A 24,488-nucleotide genomic window follows, 5' to 3' on the forward strand; every position below is an offset into this window, starting at 1 on the left:
TCAAGGAACGGACGCTTCCTTCGTACTCACCCTCTCGGGCTTTCCTCCGGGCGCTTCCCTTCGGTGTTTCCGACTCTATCAGATCTTTTTCTCGACCCGATTTCCTCGGTTGCTTTCCGGCCTTTCGGCCTTCCGCCTTTGTTGACTTTATCAGATCCCTTGGTTCTCTTCGGACCTGACCCCCTGTCAACCGGGGGTGTCTTCCTGGCCGTTGGCCGTTCCGACGTCCCAAACCTTAGCGGATCCCTCCGGCGATTCCCAATCGAGGTGAATCGACCGGCGCAAAGTCGCCATGACCCAGCGGAATCGAAATTCGGACACGCCGAAATTGATCCCGTTGCGAGATCGTGCTGGTTGGTTTGGTTGCCGCTGCTGCGGCGGAGGTGGCCCCGAGGACCGTTACGGCCTCGTGGCAACTCGAAGAACTTTACGGATCGAGCAAGGGGCAGTCAACCCCTCATCGCAAGATTTTTTCGAGCCTCTGCGACTGCACCCGTCCCCGCCAAGGAGCGGTCTCATGCCACAGCGGCTGCATAACCGTACGATACGGACATTCCGGTGTCAATCCGGCGTCTCGATGAGTCCCTGAATGGGTGAGTGCCCCGGCTCGTCTCAGTCGAGGTCCGTGAGCCTGCCGCCGGCGTCCGGCTGGGCGTGCTCCACCCGGCGGAGCAGCCGGGTCAGGGCCTCGCCGAGGATGGTGCGCTCCTCCGGAGAGAGGTCCTGCAGGAGGTCCTCCTCGAAACCGGAGGCCAGGCGCATCGCCTCCAGCCACTTCTCGCGGCCGTCGGCGGTCAGCTCCACGATCACGCGGACCCGGTTGGCTTCGTCGCGCTCACGGGTGACGAGCCCTTCGCTCACCATGCGGTCGATGCGGTGGGTCATCGCGGCCGGCGTCAGGCCGAGCCGCTTGGCGAGCTCACTCGGGCCCATGCGGTAGGGGGCGCCGGAGAGGACGAGCGCCTTGAGGACCTCCCACTCGGCGTTGCTGATGCCGAGTGCCGCGGTCTGGCGTCCGTAGGCGACGTGCATCCGGCGGTTGAGCCGGGACAGCGCAGAGACGATCTTCTCGACCTGGGGGTCCAAGCCCTGGAACTCGCGCTGGTAGGCGGCGATCTGTTCGTCGAGAGTCGGCTCGCTGCAGCCGGGGTTGTCGCCCATGGCCGCAGTATGGCACGCGGCCCCTTGGCGTCGAAGTCCTTCGAGGTGTATTGTTTAGATCCTAACTTTAGCTTCGAAGTCTTCAGGGCTAATCGCTTTCAGGATTAAGACGTACAGGTCGGTCCTGGGCGTGCCCTCTACTCAAGGCAGGTGAACGTGACCAGGGCGACGGGCGCGGCGATGCGCCGGATCCATGTGGGCAACGCGCTCAGCGCGTTCGGCCTCGGCTTCACCGTCCCGTATCTGTACGTCTACGTGGCGCAGGTGCGGGCTCTCGGTGCCATGACGGCGGGTCTCGTGCTCGCCGTCTTCGCCGTGGCCGCGCTCGTGGTGCTGCCGTTCGCCGGGCGGGCCATCGTCCGGCGCGGTCCGCTTCCGGTGCTGATCGCCGCCCTGATCACCGCCGCGGTCGGCGCGATGAGCCTGGGACTGGCCGGCAGCGCGGTGAGCGTGCTGGCGTCGGCGGCCGTACTGGGCGCCGGACAGGCCGTCATGCAGCCCGCGCTGGCCACGATGATCGTGGACTGCTCCACCGCGACGACCCGGTCGCGGGACTTCGCCATGCAGTTCTTCCTGCAGAACCTCGGCCTCGGGATCGGCGGTCTGATCGGCGGCCATCTCGTCGACGCCGAGCGCGCCGCCTCCTTCACGCTGCTGTTCTCGATCGAGGCCGCGATGTTCCTGCTGCTCGTCGTGATCATGGCGACGGTACGCCTGCCCCACGCGCCGAACGTCGGGACCGCCGCGCCGGCGTCCGGCCGGGCGAGCTGGAAGCAGCTGCTGGGCAACCGGGCCATGGTTCAGCTGTGCGTGCTGGGCTTCGTGCTGTTCTTCGCCTGCTACGGGCAGTTCGAGTCGGGGCTGAGCGCCTACGGCGTCGTGGCGGCCGGTATCTCGACGTCGGCGCTGGGTACGGCACTGGCGGCGAACACGATGATGATCGTGGTGGCGCAGTTCGCGGTGCTGAAGTTCGTGGAGCGGCGGAGGCGGTCCCGGGTGATCGCGGCCGTGGGTCTCATCTGGGCCGTCGCGTGGGCCGCCGCCGCGTTCGCGGGGCTGGGCCACGGCAGCCAGAGCATGGCCACGGCAGTGTTCGTCTCGACGTACGCGCTGTTCGGGCTCGGTGAGGCGATGCTGTCGCCCACGCTCGCGCCGCTGGTCGCCGATCTCGCGCCGACGGGTATGGCCGGCCAGTACAACTCGGCGTTCGCCCTGGTGAAGCAGCTCGCCCTGGCCGTGGGCCCCGCCGTGGGCGGTCCGCTGGCCGCGTCGCTGCCCGCGCCGTACGTGGTGACGTTCCTGCTGTGCTCGCTGGGCATCACCTTCCTGGCGATCCGGCTCGGACGCCGGCTCACGCCCGCCCAGGACCAGGCGTCGTCCGCGCGGAGCCTGGTGGTGGCACAGGGCGGTGCGTCGATGGAGCCCGTCGCGACGCACGCCTGACCGCACGGCGCCCAGATCGCCGGACGGGCCGGTCTTCCGCCCGTCCGGCGCTCACTCGTTCAGCCCGCGCCCCGCGGCAGCGCGAACTCGCACCACACCGCTTTCCCGCCCCCGGGCGTGCGCCGCGATCCCCAGTTGGAGGCGATGGTCGCCACGATGGCGATGCCTCGCCCTGCCTCGTCCGCCGGCTCCGCGCGGCGGCGGCGCGGCAGGCTGTCGTCGCCGTCCGTCACCTCGATGATCAGGCGCCGGTCCGTGCGCCTGAGGCGCAGCCTCATCGGCGGGATGCCGTGTTGCAAGGAGTTGGCGACCAGCTCGCTTGCCGCCAGGACGCCGAGATCGTGCAGATCCGTGGGGAACCGCCAGCTCGTCAGCACACCCGAGGCGAAGGCACGCGCGCGTGGAGCCGCCTCCACTCCGCCGAGCAGTTCCAGCGCGGCATTGCGGAAGAGGTCGCCGTCGGAGCCTGTACGCGCCGGGTGCTGGAGGACCAGGACCGCCACGTCGTCGTCGTGGCCCGCTGTGACGCCCGCCGAGCGCAGCAGGCGGTCGCAGATCACCTGGGGCGTGCCCGTGGCGCCTGCGAGCGCGCTCTCCAGGGACTCGATGCCCTCGTCGAGGTCGGCGTCCCGGCGTTCGACCAGACCGTCCGTGTAGAGGACGGCCGTGGAGCCGGGACCGAGCGGCACCGAGCCCGACGTGTGCATCCAGCCGCCGGTGCCGAGCGGCGGACCGGTGGGTTCGTCGGCGCGCAGGACCGCTCCGCTCTCGTCGCGGACGAGGATCGGCAGGTGGCCCGCCGACGCGTACACCAGCCGGCCCTCGTTCGGATCGTGGATGGCGTACACGCAGGTCGCGATCTGGTTGGCGTCGATCTCCGCGGCCAGGCCGTCGAGGAGCTGGAGCACCTCGTGCGGAGGCAGGTCCAGCCGGGCGTAGGCGCGCACGGCCGTGCGCAACTGGCCCATCACGGCCGCCGCGCGGACGCCTCTGCCCATCACGTCGCCGATCACCAGCGCCGTGCGGCCGCCGCCGAGGGTGATGACGTCGTACCAGTCGCCGCCGACCGCGGCCTCCGTACCGCCCGGCTGGTAGGTGGCGGCGATGCGCAGGTCGTCGGGCTGTTCCAGCTCCTGCGGCAGCAGGGAGCGCTGGAGGGTCACGGCGGTCTCGCGCTGCTCGCGCTCGCTGGCGCGCAGCCGTTCGGCGGCCTCGGCGTGGTCGGTGACGTCGGCGGCGAAGACGAGCACGCCTCTGGCCTTGTCGCCGGGCACGTCCACCGGGGTGCACGTGAACGTGTACGAACGGCCGTCGGCCGCCTTGCGGGACTTGACCGTACGCGGCTTGGAACTGCGCAGCACCTGGTCCAGGAGCGGCAGGAGGCCGAGTTCGTCCAGCTCGGGCAGCGCCTCACGGGCGGCTCCGCCGACCGGCCGGGGTCCGAAGGCCGCCGCATAGGCGTTGTTGACGTACGCGATGCGATGGTCGGGACCGTGCACCAGTGCGACGAGGGCCGGGATGCGGTCGATGACCTCGCGCACCGGAAGCCCGTCGACGGCGGGTACGCCCGGCATGCCGTCGGTGAGCCGCTCGACGCGGGCAGCGGGCACGGAGCCCTCCTCCCGCCGGTCCTGAGCGACCGCCTGCTCGGTCCGCGCTGCTGCGCGGCGCTGCGTTCCGGGGAGCCGGGCGCTCCAGCGGGTGAAGTTCACCGATTCCTTGCCTCGTCGTTGTCGTCGCCGACCGGCTCCGGACCGGGTCGGGGGTCCGGGGCCTGCCCCCGGGGGTACGGCACAGTGGGGAAAGCCTGGTGGAATGCGTCCGGGCGAGGGTCGGCCCGCCCTGGGTCGTGGACCAGTCTGTCCGAACAGACCGACATCCGTCAGACGTCGGTCCCTTCGGCCGAGTTCCTCGGTCCGGTCAGAACGACTCCTTCGGGTCACCAGAATGCTTTCCACCGGCCGCCAGTTCGAACTCCGCACGGGGATGTTCGAGTGAACCGAGGGAGACAATCTCCCTCTTGAAGAGCCCGGCCAGCGTCCATTCGGCCAGTACCCGCGCCTTGCGGTTGAAGGTGGGCACCCTGCTGAGGTGGTACACGCGGTGCATGAGCCACGCAGGATAGCCCTTCAGCTTGCGCCCGTAGACGTGTGCGACACCCTTGTGCAGCCCCAGGGACGCGACCGAACCGACGTATTTGTGCGCATACGGCTCCAGGGCCTGGTCACGCATGGCGCGCACGATGTTGTCGGCGAGCACCCTGGCCTGGCGCACCGCGTGCTGCGCGTTGGGGGCGGTCTCCTTGCCGGGCTCCGCGGCGGTGACGTCGGGAACGGCGGCCGCGTCCCCCGCCGCCCACGCGTGCGTGACGCCATCCACGGTCAGCTCCGGGGTGCACTTCAGACGACCGCGCCCGTTCAGGGGGAGATCGGTGGCCGCGAGGATCGGGTGCGGTTTCACGCCGGCGGTCCACACGACGGTGCGCGTCGGGAAGCGCGCGCCGTCCGACAGCACGGCCACCCGGTCGGCGCACGACTCGAGGCGTGTTTCGAGGCGTACGTCGATGTTGCGGCGACGCAGTTCCGTCACCGTGTAGCGGCCCATCTCCTCACCGACCTCGGGGAGGATGCGGCCGGTGGCCTCCACAAGGATCCACTTCATGTCCTCGGGCTTCACGTTGTGGTAGTAGCGCGCCGCATAGCGGGCCATGTCCTCCAGCTCGCCGAGCGCCTCCACGCCGGCGAAACCGCCGCCCACGAAGACGAAGGTGAGGGCCGCGTCGCGAATCGCGGGGTCGCGGGTGGAGGAGGCGATGTCCATCTGTTCGATGACGTGGTTGCGCAGGCCGATGGCCTCCTCGACGGTCTTGAAGCCGATGCCGTACTCGGCGAGACCGGGGACCGGGAGCGTGCGCGAGATGGAGCCGGGGGCGAGGACGAGTTCGTCGTACGACAGCTGCTCCGTCTGCCCCGTCTCCTCGGTGGCGAGCGTGGCGACGGTGGCGGTGCGCTTGGCGTGGTCGACGGCCATGGCCTCGCCGATGACCACATGGCAGCCTTCCAGGACCCGGCGCAACGGGACGACCACATGGCGCGGCGAGATGGCGCCGGCGGCGGCCTCGGGCAGAAACGGCTGGTAGGTCATGTACGGATCGGGCGAGACCACCACGATCTCCGCCTCGCCCCGCGCGAGTTCCGTCTTCAGTCTCCGCTGCAGGCGCAGGGCCGTGTACAGACCGACGTAGCCACCGCCGACGATGAGGATGCGCACACACTTCGGGAGGTCGGGGGGCGTCCCCCGATGGATTGCAGCCGTCACCATCCCATGACGCACCCGACTCTTGAGTTTGTCCACAGCCCCAGCAAATTGTGTGACCGGACGACGGAGCCAGGCAGAGTTGGCCGAATTACCCGAGTGCGGAGAAGAACCGCAGGTCAGCGGGTGGGGGCGGGGTGAACTTAGGGGGCGCAACCGGGACGTAACCGCCCCGTACTCCGATCGGGGGGCGCTCCGTGCGGAACCTGCCCCTTCTGAATTGACCCCTGCTCAACTATGTTCGTGTCGACGGAGTGTAGGGGGGATGCACTCGAGGGGTCCGCGACGGGCGGATCCGCTCACGTACGACGCCTGTTCCGTACGCTCCGGCTTCCAATGGCGGGGAGAGTCTCCGGGGGGAGACGTCATTACCGGGGGATCGCTTATGCATATTCAGGACTCTCATTGGTCGTCCGCGTCCGCCGTCGCATCGGCGGGCGTGGTGAGCGCGACGGGGAACGGACGCGGGGACAGTTCGCGGACGACGCCGTTGCGCGTGGACGCACAGCGCAATCTGGAGCACGTACTGCGCGCGGCGCGCGAGGTGTTCGGCGAGCTGGGGTACGGCGCGCCGATGGAGGACGTGGCGCGGCGCGCCAGGGTCGGCGTCGGCACGGTGTACCGGCGCTTCCCGAGCAAGGACGTCCTGGTGCGGCGGATAGCCGAGGAGGAGACCTCCCGGCTGACCGACCAGGCCAGGGCGGCGCTCGGCCAGGAGGACGAGCCGTGGTCGGCGCTCGCGCGCTTCCTGCGGACGTCGGTGGCGTCGGGTGCGGGGCGGCTGCTGCCGCCGCAAGTGCTCAAGGTGAGGGTCCTCGAAGAGGACGCCCAGGGGACGGACGAGCTGCGGGTTCCGCTGCAGCGCTCCCAGGCCACCGAGCTGCGGCTCGTCGAGCAGCAGCCGGAGCCGGACGACGCGGGTGCGGCGACGCTGCTGGAGGTCGTCGGACAGCTCGTGGAGCGGGCCCGCACGGCGGGTGAGCTCCGGGCGGACGTCACCGTCTCGGATGTGCTGCTGGTGATCGCGACGGCGGCGCCGTCACTGCCGGACGCCGTCCAGCAGGCGGCGGCCTCGGCGCGGCTGCTCGACATCCTCCTGGACGGCCTGCGGTCCCGTCCGGCGTAAGGCGGACGGGGTGGAGGTGCCGGGGCCGCTCCGGCGACGGCCTCCGATGCGCGGGCGGGGCAGTACGCGGCCCGTGTGACGAGGTGTGGCTCCGACACGACGGCTGCCGGGCATACGGGCGGCCGGAGGCCGGGTCCGTCTGCCGGACGTCGTGACGGCCCTCGCCGTCCGTTCCGCTGATCTGCTGTGTGCGGCGCCCGCGTTGGCCGCTCCCCGGTCGGAGTACCGGTGGGGCGGCCGCGCGGGAGGCCGCGCCGGCGAGTGGCTCGGTACGGGTCCTTCCGGGAGCGAGGCGCGGCATGCGGCGGCGAGGCTCACGGCCGGGGCCGGGTCGCGGCTCAGCCGCCAGGAGGACGGAGCCGGCTCACTCCGTGGCTGCCCGCGCCAGCTCCCGCAGGACATCGTCCGTGGTGAACGCCGCACCCTTGGCGCGTTCGGCGCCGAACCGGGCCGGTCCCAGGGCCTCCAGGGCCGCGGCCTGCGTGCGCTCGGCCCGGGTCCGCTCGGGTTCGGGACGTACGGACGCTCCGCGCCAGTGGTCGGCCGTGCCGAACAGCCGGACCGCGCAGGAGTGCGCGCCCATGCTGCCCAGAACATTGGCCGCCATCTCCAGCAGCCCCGCCGTCACCGACTCCGCGCACCCGCTCACCAGGGCCTGGCGCAGCCCCTCGGCCAGCTTGGGCAGTCCGGACCGCGGCCCGGACTCGGCGATGGTCACGAGCGCGTCCACGCCGTTCAGCGCGGCGGTGAACTGCGGCGGCGGTGTGCCCCGCGCTGCCTCCCCCCGCGCCTGTTCACACCAGTCCCGCGCCCGGGCGGTCTCCTCGTCGTCCAGCGCCATGTGCGCACGCAGCAGGGACACGAACGCGCGGGCGTCCTGCACGCCGTACCGGTCGGCCGCGTCGGTCGCCTCGTCCAGTGCCGTGGACGCGTCCGCCCGCTTCCCCTCGCGATAGGTGATCTCGCCGAGCCGGGCCAGCAGGAACGGTGTCTCCGCGTACGCCCCCACCTCGTGGGCGAGCCGCAGCGCCTCCTCGTACTCGCCCTTCGCCTCCTCGAAGGCGCCCCGTCCCATCGACGCCTCCGCGGCCGCGCTGCACACCTGGGCGCGCATCCAGCGGTCGCCGACGCGGCGGCTGATCACCCGGAGCTCGGCGATGTCGTCGTTCACGCCGTGCAGACCGCCCGCGGAGTCGACGAGGACATGCGTGCGAAGCATGAGCGCGACGCCGGTCTCCCAGTCGCCGCCGTATGTGCGGCAGTTGGCCAGGGTGGCGTTCATGGCGTGCCGGACGTCGTACGACTCGCCCAGGTAGTAGACGGTCAGCGGCCAGACGATGCCGGGCAGGCAGGCCGCGTCGGCGCCGCCCCGCTCGAACCAAGCCCGTACCCGGGCGACGTACCGCTGCGACCGCTCGTCCCGCATCGAGTCCGCCGGCCGTGACTCGCTGAGCAGGAACATGTGCAGCAGCCGCAGCTTCATCCGCAGCGGGTGGAGAGGATGCCGCTCCTCGGCGTCGCTGTCGGCGAGGAACGCGTGGACCGGATCGACCGCGCCGAGCTCTTCGAAGACGTCGGCGACCGGACGCGCCGTGGAGGTGGAGCCATGCGTACGGAGACGGGGCTCGGCGGCGGAACCGGCCGCCACCGGCAGGGGCGTGGCACGGTCGTGTGCTGTCCTGGCGTCCAGGGCCGCTGCCAGGCGCAGCACGAGGTCCGTCCATTCGGTGCCCTCGCGGCGGAAGTTGCGCAGCCACCAGAACCAGCCGGTGGCGAGGGCGATGGCCCCGGCCTCCGCCTCGTCACCCGCGACGATCGAACGGTGCAGCCCGGCCCGGATGTTGTCGAGTTCCGTCTCCAGGCGTCCGATCCAGGGCAGTTGCTCGGCGGAGCGCAGCTTGGGGTCGGCCTCCTCGACGAGCGACCGCACCCAGGCCCGGTGCCGGCGCTCGGCCGCGGCACGCAGCTCGGGGTCCTCCGCGGCCCGCTCGGTGGCGTACTCGTGGATCGTCTCCAGCATGCGGTAGCGCATGCCGGCGCTCCCGTCGCCTTCGTAGGGGGTCGCGACGATCAGGGACTTGTCGACGAGCGACCCGATGAGCTCCGCGGCGGGCCCGGTGCACACCGCCTCGGCCGCGGCGAGGTCCCAGCCGCCGGCGAAGACGGAGACCTCGCGCAGCACATTGCGCTCGCGCTCGTCGAGCAGGTCCCAGGACCAGTCGACGACCGCGCGCAGGGTCTGCTGGCGGGGCAGCACCGTACGGCTCCCGGAGGTGAGGAGCCGGAAGCGGTCGTCGAGGCGGTCGGCGATCTGCCGGGGGGTCAGCACCCGGAGGCGGGCGGCGGCCAGTTCGATGGCCAGCGGGAGTCCGTCGAGACGGCGGCAGATCTCGTCGACGGCCGCCTGGTCGTGGACGGCGCGCGTGTCGGGGCGCACGGCGGCCGCGCGCTCCAGGAAGAGCCGGCGCGCGGGGTCGGGCGGCAGGGGCTCGACGGGGCGGACGGCCTCGCCGGGCACGCCGAGGGGTTCGCGGCTGGTGGCGAGGATCGTGAGCCCGGGGCAGTGCGTGAGGAGGGTCTCCGCCAGCTCGGCCGCGGCGTCGATGACGTGCTCGCAGTTGTCGAGTATCAGGAGTTCGCTGCGTGGTGCGCAGTACTCGATCAGCAGGGCGACCGGGTCGTCCTGCGACATCGCCATCTCGTTGGTGATCAGCACGGTCTCGCGCAGGCCGAGGGCGCTGACCACAGCGGCGGGGACCGCCTCCGGCCGGTCGAGCGGGGCCAGCTCCGCCAGCCACGCCTGAGGCAGCCCGGCGGCGGCCTCCTCGGCCAGACGGGTCTTCCCGGAGCCGCCCGGTCCGGTGAGGGTGACGAGGCGGGCCGTGCGCACATCGGAGCGGATGGCGTCGAGTTCGGGTTCCCGGCCGACGAAGGAGTTCAGGCGGGGACGGAGGTTGCCGGTGCGGACGGCACGGGAGCCCGCCGGAGAGGGGCCGCTACGCGCGGGCGACGGCGTGGACGTGGACGGCTGCTGGGACAGCAACTCGGCATGAAGGGCCTGCAGTTCCGTCCCCGGATCGGTTCCCAGTCCCTCCGCGAGCGCGCGGCGCACGCTCTCGTACGCCGCCAGTGCCTCGGCACCGCGGCCCGTGGCCCGCAGGGCTCGTATGAGGAGGGCGTGCAGGGGTTCGTCGTACGGATGGGCGGCGGTCAGTTCCGTCAGCTCGGGCACGACGTCGGGGGCGCGGCCCAGGCACAGGTCGGCCTCGACGCGGGCACGGGTCGCCGTCAGGCGGAGAGCCTCGGGACGGGCCGCGGCACCGCGGTCCGCGAGGTCGGCGAGAGCGGGACCGTGCCACAGGGCGAGGGCCTCGCGCAGATCGCGGGCTGCTGTGTCCGCCTCACCGCGGGCGAGGGCCGAGGTGCCGCGCTGGACGAGGTCCTCGAAGACGAACAGGTCCACGGCCTCGCGGTCGGCGACGAGCCGGTAGCCGCCCGGCTCCGAGCCGACGGCCTCCCGGCCCACGGCGCGGCGGAGCCGTCCGACTAGGGCCTGGAGGGCGGCCGGTGCGTCGAGCGGCGGGTCGTCGGCCCAGACCTCGTCGATCAGGGTGCCGCGGGCGGTGGTGCGGCCGGGGCGCAGGGCGAGCGCGGTGAGCAGGGTGCGGACACGGGGGCCGCCGAGGGGTACGGGGACTCCCCGTTCGTCCTCGGCTTGGGCGACGCCCAGAATCCTGTACCGCACCGGCCCATTCTCCCTGGGACGGCGGTACGAGGCACACGGTTTCCACGGCGAGCCGCAGGGCGGCCGGCGGACGGCGTAGCCAGGTACTCCGACGACGCGGCTGGGGGCCGCACCAGGCACTGCTCGATCGTGGGCCCACGCCCCGCCTCGACGCGCACCCCCGCGGCGGGCCAGCCACTGGGACCACCCGAGCCCGGGCCCGGCCGTCCCGACGACGCGGCGAGGCGCCACGCCGGCAACCGCCCGGGGCTTGGCCTGCGCCCGCCCTCAAGGCGCGGCCCTGTGGACAGATGCCATCCGAGCGCTCCGAGAACACCAGGGCACCACACCACCCGGCTGCCCCACCGACGAGTCAAAGCACCCCGCCCGACCGTCGCCCTACGCCCCCGCCCCCAACGCACGCCCCTGTGGCGAGATGCCCGCCGGGACCGCGCGGGCCCTGGCCGGGGTGCCTGTCCAGCAGGTGCCTCGGCGGGCCAGCAGGCGGCGCAGCCACAGTTCCAGGGAGACCAGGTCCGCGAGCCCGTCCAGAGGGAGCGGCTCGCCGTCCGCGGCGGCGCGGACCGCCTTGCGGACCACGCGCGCCTCCACCAGTCCCGCCTCCGCCAGCAGCGGTGTGGCGAACAGGGCCGTCAGGGAGTCGGCGGACACGCGCAGGCCCGTGCGGGCCGCCGCCGAGGACGCGTGCGAGGGGGCGCCCCAGCCGGGCGGCAGACCGCGGACGCCCGCGCCCTCGAGGACGGTGCGCAGAATCGCCGCCCGCGCTCCCGGCTGCACCCGCAGGGCCTCAGGAAGCGCCCGGCAGGCGCGGACGACCTGGTTGTCGAGGAACGGCGTGTGCAGCCGCTGGGAGCGGATCTCGACGGCCTGTTCCAGCACCCGTAGATCCGCCGCGTGTCTCGCCAGCGCGGCACGCGCGCGGAAATCGCCCGGCCGCTGCCCGGGCCCCACCCCCGTCCGAACTGCGGCTCCTTGCAGGCGAACCGATACTTCAGCCAGGGCCTCACCGGTCAGCCAGCGCGCCGCCGGCCCAGGTCTCGCCCAGGTGAGCGCGGCGAGCGAGGCGCCCACGGCGCCCCCCGGCTCGTCGAACCGCCGCTCCATCAGCCGGTCGGCGAGTGAGTCGACCCCGGCCCGGTACGGCGTGCGGGCCAGCTTCCGTGCCGCGCCGTACACGCGCGCGGGGACCATCACCGAGCCGTCCGCCTTCGTCAACGCGGCCACGGGGCGCACGAGATGGCGCCGCTTGCGGTCCATCAGCAGGTCCGCGAGCCGGGCCGGGTGCGCGTCGAGGACCTGGCGTGCGCCGTAGCCCGTGAAGTGGTCGGCGCTGCCGGCGGCCAGCCGGGCGCGGTGCCTGACCGCCGTCACCAGGGACGGGCCTGGTTCGTCCGTCAGCGGCCCCTCCAGGTCGGCGTAGGGGAGCACTTCCTCGCCGCCGGTGACCACGACGTGGTGCAGGCGGGGGTTGGCCGCCAGCGTGCCGGCCCGCTCGAGCTCGGCCTCGCGGCCCCTGACGGCAAGGTCGTTGAAGGTGACCGCCAGCAGGCGCTCGCCCGCGCCGGTGCCGTGCCCGAGGACCGTGCCGGGCATCCCTGGCAGCCCGGCCGCGAGCAGCGCCAGCGTGCCGGAGGCGGGTCCGCCGGAGAGGTCGGCGCCGATCCCGGGGACCGGCACCCCGCGCGCGGCACGGCGTTCCGCCGGCCCCATGCCGGGGACGGGCCCGGGGTCGATGTCGGTGCCCGGGACGTGCCGAGGGGCCGCCAGCCGAGCGCGTACGGCGTCGACGAGGGCGTCGCGCACCGCGTCCACCGCGGCGGCCGGATCCGCGGGGGGCGCCGCCACCGCGAGCGAGGCGACCGGCTCGTACCCGGCGATCTCACGCGATCCCGCGCGCAGGATGAGCGCGTGGCCCGGCGGGATGCGCCGGACGCCGTCGTACGGGGTCGAGTCGTGCACCGCGGCCGGGACCTCGGGGGCGGCGAGGAGGGCCGCCAGGTGCCCGAAGTCCAGGTTGGCCTCGATGAGGTCCGCGAGGGGGAGCGCCGCGGTCGCGTACGCCGTGCCGCCCGCCCATGGGGTGTAGAACACCGGCCGTGCGCCCGCGAGGTCGCCGCACACCGTGATCCTGCGCCCCACCTGTACCACGGCGGTGTAGCCGCCGGACCAGGCGGTCAGATGGCGAAGGGCGCCTCCCCGGGCGGCGAACAGGCTGAGGCGCAGCTCTTCGTCGGAGGCACCGCACGTGCCGAGAACCGCGATCCGGGTCTGTGCGTCGGCCTTCACGACGCGCACCTCGTCGGGACGCCAGTCGCCGACCACCCACAGCGGATCGGGGTCTCCCCACAGGAGTTGGGAGCCCACCGGGTGCAAGGTCTCGCCGTCGTATCCGGCGGCGCCGGGCTCGGCGACGCCCGCGGCGGTGCTGCTCCATCCCACCAACCACCGCATCGACGCCTCCACAGGCTGTGGACAACCAGTGCACCGCAGGAACGCGTCCATGCTGCCACGAAGAGTGCCTGGAGGAGGGGGTCTGCCACGGCTTGCGCGCCCCGGAATGCGCCCTTGCGGAAACTTCCGCGAGCCGGTGAACTCCCGCTGCGGACACCGTGGTCGGACGGAGGACATCGGGTAGGAACGACGTGAATGCGCCCCCGAAACGCTCCCTGAAAACGCCCTTCGCGCCCCCAAGAGCAGTGGTAGGAGGCTTGATCGCCCCTGAGAACCAGGGTCGCTTTTCAGCCAAATCGACTGTGTGAGAGCAGCGTTGCGCACGCTCCGTACAGGCCTCCCGCAACGCACAGTCCGGGAGGCGGAGTTCGCCTCCCGGACCGGTCCGCCGCCCGCGGGGATGGAGGCGGCGGTATCCCCCAGCCCACTGGATCCAGTACAGCGGGCCGACCCACGCAGAGCCCATGGAACCGCCGTCCCGGTGGCCGGAGTAGAGCGCACGGACGGGCGCACAGCCACACGCCGGTAGCACGCCGCAACCCTCCGTGCTGAGGTGCGGACCACAATCCCGCCATCCGGATTTAAGCCCCTTAACGCTTGGGATGTGGCGAACTACGCTGGGTTTACGAATGCCGCGCGGTTATGCCATCGCCGCGGCAGCCGTCTGTGTCGAGGGGTGGCGCATGTCCAGGGAGCAACGCGGGCCGAACGAAAAACTCGGCGCCGTTCTCGCCCTCGCGGGAATCAGCAACGCGGGCCTCGCCCGGCGCGTCAACGACCTTGGCGCCCAGCGCGGTCTGACTCTTCGCTACGACAAGACCTCGGTGGCGCGCTGGGTGTCGAAGGGCATGGTGCCGCAGGGCGCCGCGCCGCACCTCATCGCCGCGGCCATCGGCCAGAAGCTCGGCCGCCCCGTACCGCTCCACGAGATCGGTCTGGCGGACGCGGATCCCGCACCGGAAGTGGGCCTGGCCTTCCCCCGGGACGTAGGACAGGCGGTGAAGTCGGCGACGGAGCTGTACCGCCTCGACCTCGCCGGGCGCCGGGCCGGCGGCGGCATCTGGCAGTCGCTGGCCGGATCCTTCGCGGTGAGCGCCTATGCGACCCCTGCTTCCCGCTGGCTGATAACCCCGGCCGACAGCTCGGTGGCGCGCGATCCCGGCCCCGGCGAGGGGTCCGGCGCACCGCTGAAGGTCGGCCACAGCGATGTCCAGAAGCTCCGCGAGGCCGCCGAGGACGCGAGGCGCTGGGACTCCAAGTACGGGGGTGGCGACTGGCGCTCCTCGATGGTGCCCGAGTGCTTACGGGTGGAGGCGGCACCGCTGCTGCTCGGCTCGTACTCGGACGAGGTGGGCCGGGCGCTGTTCGGGGCGAGCGCGGAACTGACCCGGCTGGCCGGGTGGATGGCGTTCGACACCGGGCAGCAGGAGGCCGCCCAGCGCTACTACATCCAGGCGCTGCGCCTCGCGCGCGCGGCCGCCGACGTGCCCCTCGGGGGCTATGTCCTGGCGTCCATGTCGCTCCAGGCGACCTACCGCGGCTTCGGCGACGAGGGTGTCGACCTCGCCCAGGCCGCTCTCGAGCGCAACCGCGGTCTGGCCACGGCGCGCACCATGAGCTTCTTCCGTCTCGTCGAGGCACGGGCGCACGCGCGCGCGGGCGACGCCCAGGCGGCCGGCGCGGCCCTGAAGGCCGCGGAGGGCTGGCTGGAGCGGGCCCGCGAGGGCGACAACGACCCGACGTGGCTCGGCTTCTACTCCTACGACCGTTTCGCGGCCGACGCCGCCGAGTGCTACCGGGACCTCAAGGCACCCCGTCAGGTCCGCCGCTTCACCGAGCAGGCCCTCTCCCGGCCGACGGAGGAGTTCGTCCGTTCCCACGGGCTGCGCCTGGTCGTGTCGGCGGTCGCCGAGCTGGAGTCCGGCAACCTGGACGCGGCGTGTGAGCAGGGGGTGCGTGCGGTGGAGGTCGCCGGGCGCATATCGTCGGCGCGAACCACGGAGTACGTGCGCGACCTGCTGCACCGGCTCGAGCCGTACGGCGACGAACCGCGCGTGGCGGAGCTGCGGGAGCGGGCACGGCCGCTGCTGATGGCCCCCGCCTGAGTCCGCCCGCGCGCATCGCCGGGCGTCTCCCGGGTTTGAGGGCATTGTCAGTGGCGCAGTGCACTATCGAAGACCGGGAGGTGAAGCAGGTGCGGGAGATCGCCTATGACTGCGACGTGCTGGTGATCGGAGGCGGAATCGTCGGCCTGTCGACGGCCTATGCGATCACACGTGCCGCTCCGGGCACGCGGGTGACGGTCCTGGAGAAGGAGCCGGGCCCGGCCCGCCACCAGACGGGGCGCAACAGCGGGGTCATCCACAGCGGGATCTACTACCGCCCCGGCTCCCTCAAGGCGCAGTACGCGGTGCGGGGCGCCGCCGAGATGGTCAAGTTCTGCGCGGAGTACGACATCGCGCACGCCGTGACGGGCAAGCTGATCGTCGCCACCGAGCGGGAGGAGCTACCGCGTCTGCACGGACTGATCCAGCGCGGCCGGGAGAACGGCATTCCGGTGCGGGAGCTGGGCGCCGCCCAGATCTCGGAGTACGAGCCGGAGGTGCAGGGCCTTGCGGCCATCCATGTGGGCACGACCGGGATCTGCGACTACGTGGCGGTCGCCCGGCAGCTGGGCGAGGCGTCGGGGGCGGAGATCCGGTACGGCGCGCAGGTGGTGCAGATCGACCGGCGCCCTTCCCTCGGGGTCGCGGCGCGCACAGACGACGGAACGGTCCTTCGCGCACGCGTTCTGGTCAACTGCGCCGGGCTGCACTGTGACGAGGTGGCCCGGCTGACCGGTGACGACCCGGGCATGCGCATCGTGCCCTTCCGGGGCGAGTACTACACGCTGCGGCGGCCCGAGCTGGTGCGCGGCCTGGTGTACCCGGTGCCGGACCCGGCGTTTCCGTTCCTCGGGGTGCATCTGACACGCGGGATCGACGGAGAGGTGCACATCGGGCCGAACGCGGTGCCTGCGCTGGCGCGCGAGGGGTACGGCTGGGGGGTCGTGCAGCCGCGGGAGCTGGGCGGGACGGTGGCCTGGCCGGGCGCGTGGCGGATGGCCAGGCGGCACTGGCGCTACGGGGCGGGGGAGCTGCGGCGGTCGGTGTCGAAGGCGGCGTTCACCCGGGCCGTGCGCAGACTGCTGCCGGGTGTCGGCGAGGACGACCTCGTACGGACCGCGGCCGGGGTGCGGGCGCAGGCCGTGCTGCGGGACGGGACGCTGGTGGACGACTTCCTGATCCGTGAGGGCGCGCGGACGGTCCATGTGCTGAACGCTCCGTCGCCCGCCGCCACCGCTTCGCTGCCGATCGGCCGGGAGGTGGCACGGCGGGTGCTGGCCGGGCTGGACCAGGGGTGAGCCGCCCGGCGCCGAGCCCGGACGGCGGTCCGGTTCACGGGCCCGTGCTCGCGGGTGCCGCCACGGCGCCCACGCCTGCCCTCATGTGCACCGGACGGCACGATCGCCCGCGGCCGTGGACGGACTCGACCGACCGGGCCGCATCGGCCCGTAAAATTGGTCCCACTGTGTCTGAGTCCATCGACTTCGCTTCCGAAGACCACCACGTCATCGCCCCCTGCGGACCTCTCACCCCTGCCGCCGGAGCGTCCCCTCGGCCTGCCCGGGCCAAGGGCGAGCCGCGCTTCCCCGACGGGCCGATGGCCGATCCGGCCGGGTCGCACTTCGAGCGCCGGATCCGCAGTTTCCAGCCACGGCGCAGCCGGGTGACGGCCGGGCAGGCGGACGCGCTGCAGCGGTTGTGGCCCGCTTGGGGGCTGGACATCGACGGGCAGCGGATCGTCGATCTCGCGGAGCTGTTCGGGAACACGAACCCCGTCGTGCTCGAGATCGGCTTCGGCATGGGCGAGGCCACCGCGCGGATGGCCGCGGCGGACCCGGCCACCAACATCCTGGCCGTCGACGTGCACACCCCCGGCCAGGGCAACCTGCTGAGTCTCGCCGACCGAGGCGGGCTGACCAACGTCCGGGTGGGCAACGGCGACGCGATCATCCTGCTTCGCGAGATGCTGGCGCCCGCCTCGCTCGACGGGCTGCGCGTCTACTTCCCCGACCCCTGGCCCAAGAAGCGCCACCACAAGCGGCGCCTCATCCAGCCCGAGTTCCTCGCACTCGCCGCCACCCGCCTCAGGCCCGGCGGGCTGGTGCACTGTGCGACGGACTGGGAACCGTACGCCGAACAAATGCTCGAGGAACTCACCGCACATCCGGAGTTCGAGAACACACAGCCCGACGGCGGTTTCGCGCCCCGTCCCGACTTCCGGCCGCTGACCCGTTTCGAGGGCCAGGGGCTGGACAAGGGTCATGTGGTGAACGACCTGCTCTTCCGGCGTGTACAGCACCGGGACCAGCCTTCCGCGGGCGACTGAGCCGCGGGCCCCTCACCAGGCCCCGTCGCGGGCGGCGCCCCTTCCTCGTTAGGGTCGATGCCGTGGCCACGTTTCCCCCGTACCCGTCGCATCCGGCCGGCGACTCCGGTGGAGGCACCCTGGGGCCCCCGCACTGGTGGCAGAGGCGGTGGGTGCGCTACGGCGCGTCGATCACACTGCTGACGCTCTCCGGGCTCGTCATCCTCGCCCTCGTACGGGAGCAGACCGGCACCAAGGGCTTCCTGGTGGGGCTGGGCCTCGCGGTGCTGCCCGTGCCCCTGCTCGTGGCCGCGTTCCGCTGGCTCGACCGGGTCGAACCAGGGCCGTGGCGCAATCTGCTCTTCGCCTTCGCCTGGGGCGCGTGCGCGGCCGCGCTCATCGCGATCGTCGCGAACAGCTTCGCGACCAAATGGATAGCGACCGCCACCGCCGACCCGCACGGCGCCGACACCCTCGGTGCGACCGTCATAGCGCCCGTCGTCGAGGAGTCCGCGAAGGCCGCGGCCGTGCTGCTGGTCTTCCTCTTCCGCAGACGGGACTTCACCGGGATCGTCGACGGCGTGGTGATCGCCGGGGTCACCGCGACCGGCTTCGCCTTCACCGAGAACATCCTCTACCTGGGCACCGCCTTCGGCACGGACGAGCTGAGCGGGCAGCGGGGGCTCGCGTCCGTGACCGCCGCGACCTTCTTCGTCCGCGTGGTGATGTCCCCCTTCGCCCATCCCCTGTTCACCGTGCTCACCGGCATCGGCTTCGGCATCGCCGCCCTCACCTCGGAGCGCAAGCAGCTGCGCCGGGTCCTGCTGCCGCTGATCGGGCTGCTGCTCGCGATGGGCATGCACGCCATGTGGAACGGGTCCTCGGCATTCGGCGACTACGGGTTCTTCGCGGTCTACGCGTCGTTCATGGTGCCCGCGTTCGCGCTGCTGACCTGGCTGGTCGTCTGGACGCGGCAGCGGGAGCTGCGGACCGTGCGGGAGGAGCTGCCGGTGTACGCGGTCACCGGCTGGCTGGGCCCGGTGGAACCGTTCGTCCTCGGCTCGATGCGGGCCCGGCGGCTGGCCCGGGAGTACGCACGCCACCACTTCGGGAAGCCCGCGGCACGTTCGGTGGCGCGGTACGAGGCGTACGCCACCTCGCTCGCGTTCCTGCGCCACCGGGGCCGCCGGGGCCGGGCCGACGCCGATTTCGTCGTACGGGAACGGGAACTGCTGGACGAGCTGTGGGCGCGGCGGTCGGTGGCACGGCCGGCGCTCGCGTACGCCGCGCGGGCCACGACACCGGTGGCCCCGCCGGTGGTGACACCGCAGGTCCCACCGATCTACGGGTACGCCCCGGCGTACTGGCCGGGGCCCTACGGTCCGGCGGCGCCGTATCCCACCTACAACCCGTACCGCTCGTAGCGGTCGCGGAAGGCTCGGCGCCGCCGGACCCGCGGGGACGACGGGGGAGGCGGGCGGCCCTTACGCCGACGCCACCGTCAGCTTCGCCGCCTCGTCGTCCGTCAGCGTCAGGTCCCCCACCGCCAGCAGGGCCGGCAGCTGTTCCAGCGTGCGGGCGGAGGCGATCGGGGCCGCCACCGTCGGCCGGCCCGCGAGCCACGCCAGGGCCACCGTCGCGATCTCCGCGCCCCGCTCCTGCGCGACCTCGTCCAGGGCCGCCAGCACGCGCAGTCCTCGCTCCGACTTCAGGTACTCGCCGGCCCGCCCCGCACGCGCCGAGTCCACCGTCGTACCCGGCCGGTACTTGCCGGTCAGGAATCCGGCCGCGAGGGAGTAGTACGGGACGGCCGCGAGACCGGCGCGGGAGGCGACGCCCTCCAGCGCACCCTCGTACGTGTCGCGCGAGACCAGGTTGTAGTGCGGCTGCAGTGCCACGTACCGCGCGAGGTTCTCGCGGTCGGAGAGGTCGAGGGACTCCTGGAGGCGTTCGGGGGAGATGTTCGAGGCGGCGATGGCACGCACCTTGCCCGCCTTCACCAGCTCGTCCAGTGCGCCGATGATCTCCTCCACGGGCACCTCGGGCTGGTCGAAGTGCGTGTAGTAGAGGTCGATGTAGTCCGTGTCCAGACGGCGCAGGGACGCGTCGGCCGCCGCCCTGATGTTGGCGGCGCGCAGGCCCTGGTACTCCGGGTGCTGGCTGACCTTGGTGGCGATGACGACGTCCGAGCGGTTGCCGCGCGCCTTGACCCACTTGCCGATGATGGTCTCCGACTCGCCGCCCTTGTTGCCCGGGGCGAAGGCCGAGTAGGAGTCAGCGGTGTCGACGAAGTTGCCGCCCGCCGCCGCATAGGCGTCGAGCACCGCGAAGGACTGGGCCTCGTCGGCGGTCCAGCCGAAGACGTTGCCACCGAGAGAGAGCGGGAAGACCTCGAGGTCGGAGGAACCGAGCTTGCGAAGAGAAGTCATGCTCAATGCCAACGCCCGTACCGGACGGGCGCCTTCCGGAACCGCCGCAAAATTCGCGTAAACAACCGGATCGACGTATTCCGACCCGGGACGACCACGACCGGCAGTCCTGACGTGGGGGGGGTTACGTCAGGACTGCCGGAGCCGGGGAGGGAGGGCCGCGGAGGGCCCGCCCGAACCGTCAGGGGTTGAGACCCCTGCTCTGCAGCCATGCCATCGGGTCGATCGCGTCGCCGCCGCCCGGGTGGACCTCCAGGTGCAGGTGCGGCCCGGTCACGTTGCCCGTCGCGCCCACGCGGCCGATGACATCGCCCGTGGCGACCTTCTGGCCCGCGCTGACGTTGATCGACGACTGGTGGCAGAACCACAGCTGCGTGCCGTCGTCGAGGGTCAGGATCGTGCGGTAGCCGTACGATCCGGCCCAGCCGGCCTCCGTGATGGTGCCGCTGTGGATCGCCTTGATGAGCGTGCCCGTGGGAGCGGCGAAGTCGAGGCCCGTGTGGTACCCGGAGGACCACATGGCGCCGGCGTCACCGAAGCGGGAGGTGAGGGTGTAGGAGGAGGTCGGCAGCGTGAACTGCTTGGCCAGTTCCGCCAGCCGTTCCGCCTCGGCCTTCTTCTTGGCCTCTTCCGCGGCCTTCTGCTTGTCCGCGGCGGCCTTCGCAGCCGCGTCCTCCTGCGCCTTCTTGGCCGCGGCGGCGGCCTTCTGCGCGGCGGCGTCCTCGGCGGCCCGGGCGGCCTCGACGGCGACCCGGTCCTGTTGGGCCTCGGCCTGCTGGATGATCCGGGTGCGCAGCGCCTCACCCGCGTCCTTGGTGCCCGCGGCGGCGTCGGCGGTGGAGACACCCGCGGTGCTCAGAGGAGTGGCGGAGCCCTTGGGGGCGGCGGTGTCCTGGCCGATGAGGGCCTTGGCCGATTCGGTGACCGAGGAGAGGTCCGGCATGGATATGGACACCGGCGGTTTGCCGGTCTGCGCGGTGGCCATGCCGCCCGCGCCGACGGCGGCCATCACACCGACGCCCAGAACGGTGGAGCTGCGTGCGAGTCCTCCTCCGCGCTGCTTGCCGACGCGGTGCCGGCCGCGGACCGGACGGAGGGACTCCTCAGTGGGGTTCCACTCCTCCCAGGAGCCCTCCTCGGCGCCGGGTGCGAACCCGAACGTCTGAGTGGCGTTGGGAGCGGACGAGGTGCTCTGGGCAGGCGGGTTGGACGCCACGTGGGCGCACTCCTTTCCTTCCGTCTCGCCTACCGGGTTAGCTGACGGGTTCGGAGAGGAAGGTCTCCTACGCGCGTATACCGGCCGCGCTTCCGCGGCGGTATCCGCCCGATTCACCCCAAGTTGATGGTTCCCCGGTTCCCTTGCGGGATTCGGCATGCGCACGGAGCCGCCTCTTGTGACGGCTGGGACGACCGCGCTGCGTTATCGAACGTTAATAGACGCGGAGCCCGGATTCCAAGCTGTTGAACAGATCCTTGACGTACTTGGCCAGGACTTTCATGCCATGACCGACCCAAAACGGGCGAGTTGACCACGCCTCATGCGCCTCACAAGTGTTGACGGTGTATCAGTTGTTATGCGCAGGGGCACCGCTCGACCACCGAGCGTCACCCGTCAAGGGCGCTCGGGCCGGCGCACGGCCAGCAGGGCCATGTCGTCGGTGGCGCGGCAGCCGGTGTGGCGGGCGACCTCCTCGGTGGCCGCGGCCAGCAGTGCGCCGGGGCCGGGGAAGACGCGGCCGGCGAGCCGGGCGGCGGGATCGTAGAACTCGCCGTGCGCGTCCCGTGCCTCCGAGACGCCGTCGGTGTAGAGCAGCAGCGTCGCCCCGGGTGGGAACTCCCACTCCTCACTGCGGTCGGGCCAGACCCCGAGGTCTCCCATGCCGAGCGGCAGCGCCGGCTCACGGGCCTCCAGTACCCGCACCGTGCCGTCCGGGAGCAGAAGGAGGGGCGCGGGGTGGCCGCGGTTGACGATCCGGACGACCCCGCCGCCGTGCGGGATCTCGGCGAGGACCGCGGTGGTGAACCCCTCGCACGCGTCGAGTCCGTCCCGCCGGGTGCCCTCGCGCGACAGCGCCCGCTCCAGACGCTGGGCGACCGCCTCCGGGGTCGACTCCTGCTCGGCGGCCTCCCTGAAGGCGCCGATGACCACGGCGACCGCGGCCACGGCTCCCATGCCCTTGCCCCGCACGTCGCCGACCACGAGCCGTACCCCGTGCGGGGAGTCCTGCACGGCGTACAGGTCGCCGCCGATGAAGGCCCCGGCCTGCGCGGCCTCGTACCGGGCCGCGACGTCCAGCCCGCCGGTCCGTGGGGCCGGCTCGGGCAGCACGGCACGCTGGACGGCCTCGGCGATCCCCCGGGCGGAGGCGAGGCGTTCGTTCTTGCGCCGGACGAGCAGGTTGATGAGGACCGCCAGGACGGCGACGGTCACGACGGTGCCCATCTCGGTGACCACGTCGGGCCGCCCGGGAAGGCCGGACCTGAGGTGGACGGCGAGGACGGCGAGCACCGCGGCCACGCCGGTGAGCACCGTGCCGCGCAGCGTGTAGAGCGGCGCGGCGACGAGCGGCGCGGCGGTGAACAACGGGCCGGCCGTGACATCCGACGGGGCGAGGAAGTCGTAGCCGGTCCCGACGGCGATGAGCAGGGCGGGCAGGGCGCTCAGGAACGCACGCGCGCAGAAGAAACGACGGTTCTCGCGCTCGGCACGACGCGATGACGGGGCGTCCCCGGCACCGGCGGCCGGCACGGGTTCGCCGGACGGTCGGCCGCCGGGCTGGTCGTGGTCGTCGTACGACTCCTCGAGCCACAGCGGGCCTGCTTGCTGCACCACGCGTCCAGGCTTCACGGAAGGGGAGCGAAGGGCGACCCCTGTGGGCCGGCCGGGGTATGGACCGGGAGCGAACCGGTGGCCACGCGTCGGGCGGAGGAACCACCGAGGGCCGGAGCCCTTTCGGACTCCGGCCCTCGGCCATCAGTAGCGGGGACAGGATTTGAACCTGCGACCTCTGGGTTATGAGCCCAGCGAGCTACCGAGCTGCTCCACCCCGCGTCGGTGATACCAGTGTAAGCCATACGCGCGACGTGAAGCGCACGGGTTTACGCCCACGCGCTTTCACCAGGTCATTCCGGCCCGTCCACGCAGTCGTGGCAGGTGTCTCAGGGGCGGGTCGAGGGGGACAGCAGATGCGCGTTCGGGGCCTTCGCCAGGTCCTCGTACTGCGGCAGGAGCACCACGTCCGCCCCGGCCTCCGTCAGCACGGCGGTCCCGTCGGCCGCCTGCACGAACGTGTCCGGCTCACGCCAGGCGGTGACCACGCGCCGCACCCCGGCGTCCAGGATCAGCCGGGCGCACGGCGCGGGCCGGGAGGCGCGGCGGGCGCACGGTTCCAGGCTGCTGTACACCGTGGCGTCCGCGAGCCGCGGATCGGCGGGGTCCAGCTTCGCCAGGGCCGCCTCCTCGGCGTGGACCACGGGGTCGCCGCCCTCGCGGGAGTGCCCGCGCGCCAGCTCCGTACCGTCGGCCGCGACGACCACCGCTCCCACGCTGAAGGCCGTGCGGGACGGCGGGCACTGCGCGGCGAGCTCGCAGGCCGTCTCGAGCCAGCGCCGGTCCGCGGCGGAGGCGAGCGCGCCGGTGCCGGGCGCCGTGGGCACGTACCGCAGCAGCACGACGTCCCCGACCGGCCGCGTCTCCACCAGCCGCATCCGCCCCGGCGGGTAGGCGCCCGGCCCGAACATCCGCGGTGCGCCCGGTTCGCCCACGAACAGCGGAGCGACGACGAGCTGCAACTCGTCCGCGAGACCCTGCCGCAGCAGCTGGGTGTGCACGCGCCCGCCGCCCTCGACCATCAGCCGCCGTACGCCCTTGACGTCCCCGAGATGAGCGAGCACCGCGCGCCAGTCCACGTCCGGCCCCAGAGCGACCACCTCCACGTTCGCCGGCAGCAGCCCACGCAGCCGCTCGGCGCCCGAGTCCGTCGTGTAGACGGCCTTCTCGCCGCCCGTGTGCCAGAAGAGTGCGTCCGGGTCCAGGGCACCGGACGCGCTCACCGTGACCTTCAGCGGGTACTCCGGCAGCCCTGCGGCGACCCGGGCCGCGCGTCGCTCGTCGGAGTAGACCAGCAGCCGCGGGTTGTCCGTGCGCAACGTGCCCGCGCCGACGAGTATGGCGTCGCTGGCCGCCCGCACCTCGTCGACCCGGTCGAAGTCCTCCGGTCCGGACAGCAGGAGCCGCTGGGGGCCGGTGTCGTCCAGGAAGCCGTCGAGGGAGACGGCCGCGGACAACAGGACGTAGGGGTGGGCCATGGATTGCGCTCCGGTGGTCGGGATCCGGTGGTTCCGGGTCGAGGGTCGAGGTCCGGCGGAACCGGGGGCGGGATGTGTGGTTCAACTTTTAAACAATAAC

At 72.4% G+C, this 24,488-nt stretch carries 15 protein-coding genes, 1 tRNA gene and 1 riboswitch; of the genes, 6 read left to right on the forward strand and 10 right to left on the reverse strand.

The features are described from left to right. Positions 1-612 precede the first annotated feature (612 nt). Positions 613-1,161, reverse strand: coding sequence for a MarR family transcriptional regulator (locus ABZ904_RS25310; RefSeq protein WP_359397552.1), 549 nt, complete (start codon positions 1,159-1,161; stop codon positions 613-615). Between the two features lie 180 nt (positions 1,162-1,341). On the opposite strand from ABZ904_RS25310, the gene ABZ904_RS25315 reads away from it, so the two are divergent. Further along, positions 1,342-2,604 (forward strand): MFS transporter, encoded by a 1,263-nt coding sequence (locus ABZ904_RS25315; protein ID WP_361825694.1) that lies wholly within the window; start codon positions 1,342-1,344, stop codon positions 2,602-2,604. A 59-nt stretch (positions 2,605-2,663) separates the two neighbouring features. Here the strand turns inward: ABZ904_RS25315 and ABZ904_RS25320 are convergent, their stop codons facing one another. Both ABZ904_RS25320 and ABZ904_RS25325 read right to left on the reverse strand, forming a co-directional pair. Then, a complete protein-coding gene (locus ABZ904_RS25320; RefSeq protein ID WP_361825611.1) occupies positions 2,664-4,316 on the reverse strand; it encodes an ATP-binding SpoIIE family protein phosphatase in 1,653 nt (550 codons plus the stop codon). Between the two features lie 208 nt (positions 4,317-4,524). Beyond that, entirely contained in the window at positions 4,525-5,925 is a 1,401-nt protein-coding gene (locus tag ABZ904_RS25325; RefSeq protein ID WP_359397548.1) for an NAD(P)/FAD-dependent oxidoreductase, read from the reverse strand. Positions 5,926-6,304: 379 nt separating this feature from the next. Here ABZ904_RS25325 and ABZ904_RS25330 point away from each other — a divergent pair, with 379 nt between their 5' ends. Then, a complete protein-coding gene (locus ABZ904_RS25330; RefSeq protein ID WP_359397545.1) occupies positions 6,305-7,045 on the forward strand; it encodes a helix-turn-helix domain-containing protein in 741 nt (246 codons plus the stop codon). Positions 7,046-7,409: 364 nt separating this feature from the next. Here ABZ904_RS25330 and ABZ904_RS25335 read toward each other — a convergent pair whose 3' ends face one another. Continuing rightward, on the reverse strand, positions 7,410-10,790 hold the full coding sequence (locus ABZ904_RS25335) for a BTAD domain-containing putative transcriptional regulator (protein WP_360999106.1): 3,381 nt from the start codon (positions 10,788-10,790) through the stop codon (positions 7,410-7,412). Between the two features lie 378 nt (positions 10,791-11,168). Further along, entirely contained in the window at positions 11,169-13,241 is a 2,073-nt protein-coding gene (locus ABZ904_RS25340; RefSeq protein WP_360999108.1) for an asparagine synthase-related protein, read from the reverse strand. 683 nt (positions 13,242-13,924) lie between these two features. Here ABZ904_RS25340 and ABZ904_RS25345 point away from each other — a divergent pair. The 4 genes from ABZ904_RS25345 (at position 13,925) to ABZ904_RS25360 (ending at position 19,075) form a co-directional block, all read left to right on the forward strand. Beyond that, a complete protein-coding gene (locus ABZ904_RS25345; RefSeq protein ID WP_359397538.1) occupies positions 13,925-15,346 on the forward strand; it encodes an MFS transporter in 1,422 nt (473 codons plus the stop codon). Between the two features lie 80 nt (positions 15,347-15,426). Then, entirely contained in the window at positions 15,427-16,644 is a 1,218-nt protein-coding gene (lhgO, locus tag ABZ904_RS25350) for an L-2-hydroxyglutarate oxidase (RefSeq protein WP_359397562.1), read from the forward strand. 167 nt (positions 16,645-16,811) lie between these two features. Continuing rightward, positions 16,812-17,672 (forward strand): tRNA (guanosine(46)-N7)-methyltransferase TrmB, encoded by an 861-nt coding sequence (gene trmB / locus ABZ904_RS25355; RefSeq protein WP_359397536.1) that lies wholly within the window; start codon positions 16,812-16,814, stop codon positions 17,670-17,672. A 62-nt stretch (positions 17,673-17,734) separates the two neighbouring features. Next, a complete protein-coding gene (locus tag ABZ904_RS25360; RefSeq protein WP_360999110.1) occupies positions 17,735-19,075 on the forward strand; it encodes a PrsW family intramembrane metalloprotease in 1,341 nt (446 codons plus the stop codon). 60 nt (positions 19,076-19,135) lie between these two features. Here the strand turns inward: ABZ904_RS25360 and ABZ904_RS25365 are convergent, their stop codons facing one another. The 5 genes from ABZ904_RS25365 to ABZ904_RS25385 all read right to left on the reverse strand — a co-directional run bounded on the left by ABZ904_RS25365 (position 19,136) and on the right by ABZ904_RS25385 (position 24,388). Further along, complete coding sequence (locus tag ABZ904_RS25365) at positions 19,136-20,080, reverse strand: aldo/keto reductase (protein WP_360999112.1); 945 nt, start codon at positions 20,078-20,080, stop codon at positions 19,136-19,138. Between the two features lie 181 nt (positions 20,081-20,261). Beyond that, a complete protein-coding gene (locus tag ABZ904_RS25370) occupies positions 20,262-21,296 on the reverse strand; it encodes a M23 family metallopeptidase (protein ID WP_360999114.1) in 1,035 nt (344 codons plus the stop codon). Between the two features lie 11 nt (positions 21,297-21,307). Then, positions 21,308-21,464, reverse strand: a riboswitch (cyclic di-AMP (ydaO/yuaA leader). Between the two features lie 228 nt (positions 21,465-21,692). Beyond that, positions 21,693-22,913, reverse strand: coding sequence for a PP2C family protein-serine/threonine phosphatase (locus ABZ904_RS25375; RefSeq protein ID WP_361825615.1), 1,221 nt, complete (start codon positions 22,911-22,913; stop codon positions 21,693-21,695). A 145-nt stretch (positions 22,914-23,058) separates the two neighbouring features. Next, positions 23,059-23,132: transfer RNA gene (locus tag ABZ904_RS25380), tRNA-Met, on the reverse strand. Between the two features lie 107 nt (positions 23,133-23,239). Then, positions 23,240-24,388, reverse strand: coding sequence for a dihydrofolate reductase family protein (locus tag ABZ904_RS25385; protein WP_359397523.1), 1,149 nt, complete (start codon positions 24,386-24,388; stop codon positions 23,240-23,242). Between the last annotated feature and the right edge of the window lie 100 nt (positions 24,389-24,488).

It is taken from the genome of Streptomyces sp. NPDC046900, assembly GCF_040644975.1.
In the GTDB taxonomy this organism is placed as follows: Bacteria; Actinomycetota; Actinomycetes; order Streptomycetales; family Streptomycetaceae; genus Streptomyces.

What these genes read in the sequence shown, in the direction of transcription:
- ABZ904_RS25310 (WP_359397552.1), bottom strand. Translation starts at nt 1,161, where the DNA reads ATGGGCGACAACCCCGGCTGCAGCGAGCCGACTCTCGACGAACAGATC.
- ABZ904_RS25315 (WP_361825694.1), top strand. Translation starts at nt 1,342, where the DNA reads ATGCGCCGGATCCATGTGGGCAACGCGCTCAGCGCGTTCGGCCTCGGC.
- ABZ904_RS25325 (WP_359397548.1), bottom strand. Translation starts at nt 5,925, where the DNA reads ATGGTGACGGCTGCAATCCATCGGGGGACGCCCCCCGACCTCCCGAAG.
- ABZ904_RS25330 (WP_359397545.1), top strand. Translation starts at nt 6,305, where the DNA reads ATGCATATTCAGGACTCTCATTGGTCGTCCGCGTCCGCCGTCGCATCG.
- ABZ904_RS25340 (WP_360999108.1), bottom strand. Translation starts at nt 13,241, where the DNA reads ATGCGGTGGTTGGTGGGATGGAGCAGCACCGCCGCGGGCGTCGCCGAG.
- ABZ904_RS25345 (WP_359397538.1), top strand. Translation starts at nt 13,925, where the DNA reads ATGTCCAGGGAGCAACGCGGGCCGAACGAAAAACTCGGCGCCGTTCTC.
- ABZ904_RS25365 (WP_360999112.1), bottom strand. Translation starts at nt 20,080, where the DNA reads ATGACTTCTCTTCGCAAGCTCGGTTCCTCCGACCTCGAGGTCTTCCCG.
- ABZ904_RS25385 (WP_359397523.1), bottom strand. Translation starts at nt 24,388, where the DNA reads ATGGCCCACCCCTACGTCCTGTTGTCCGCGGCCGTCTCCCTCGACGGC.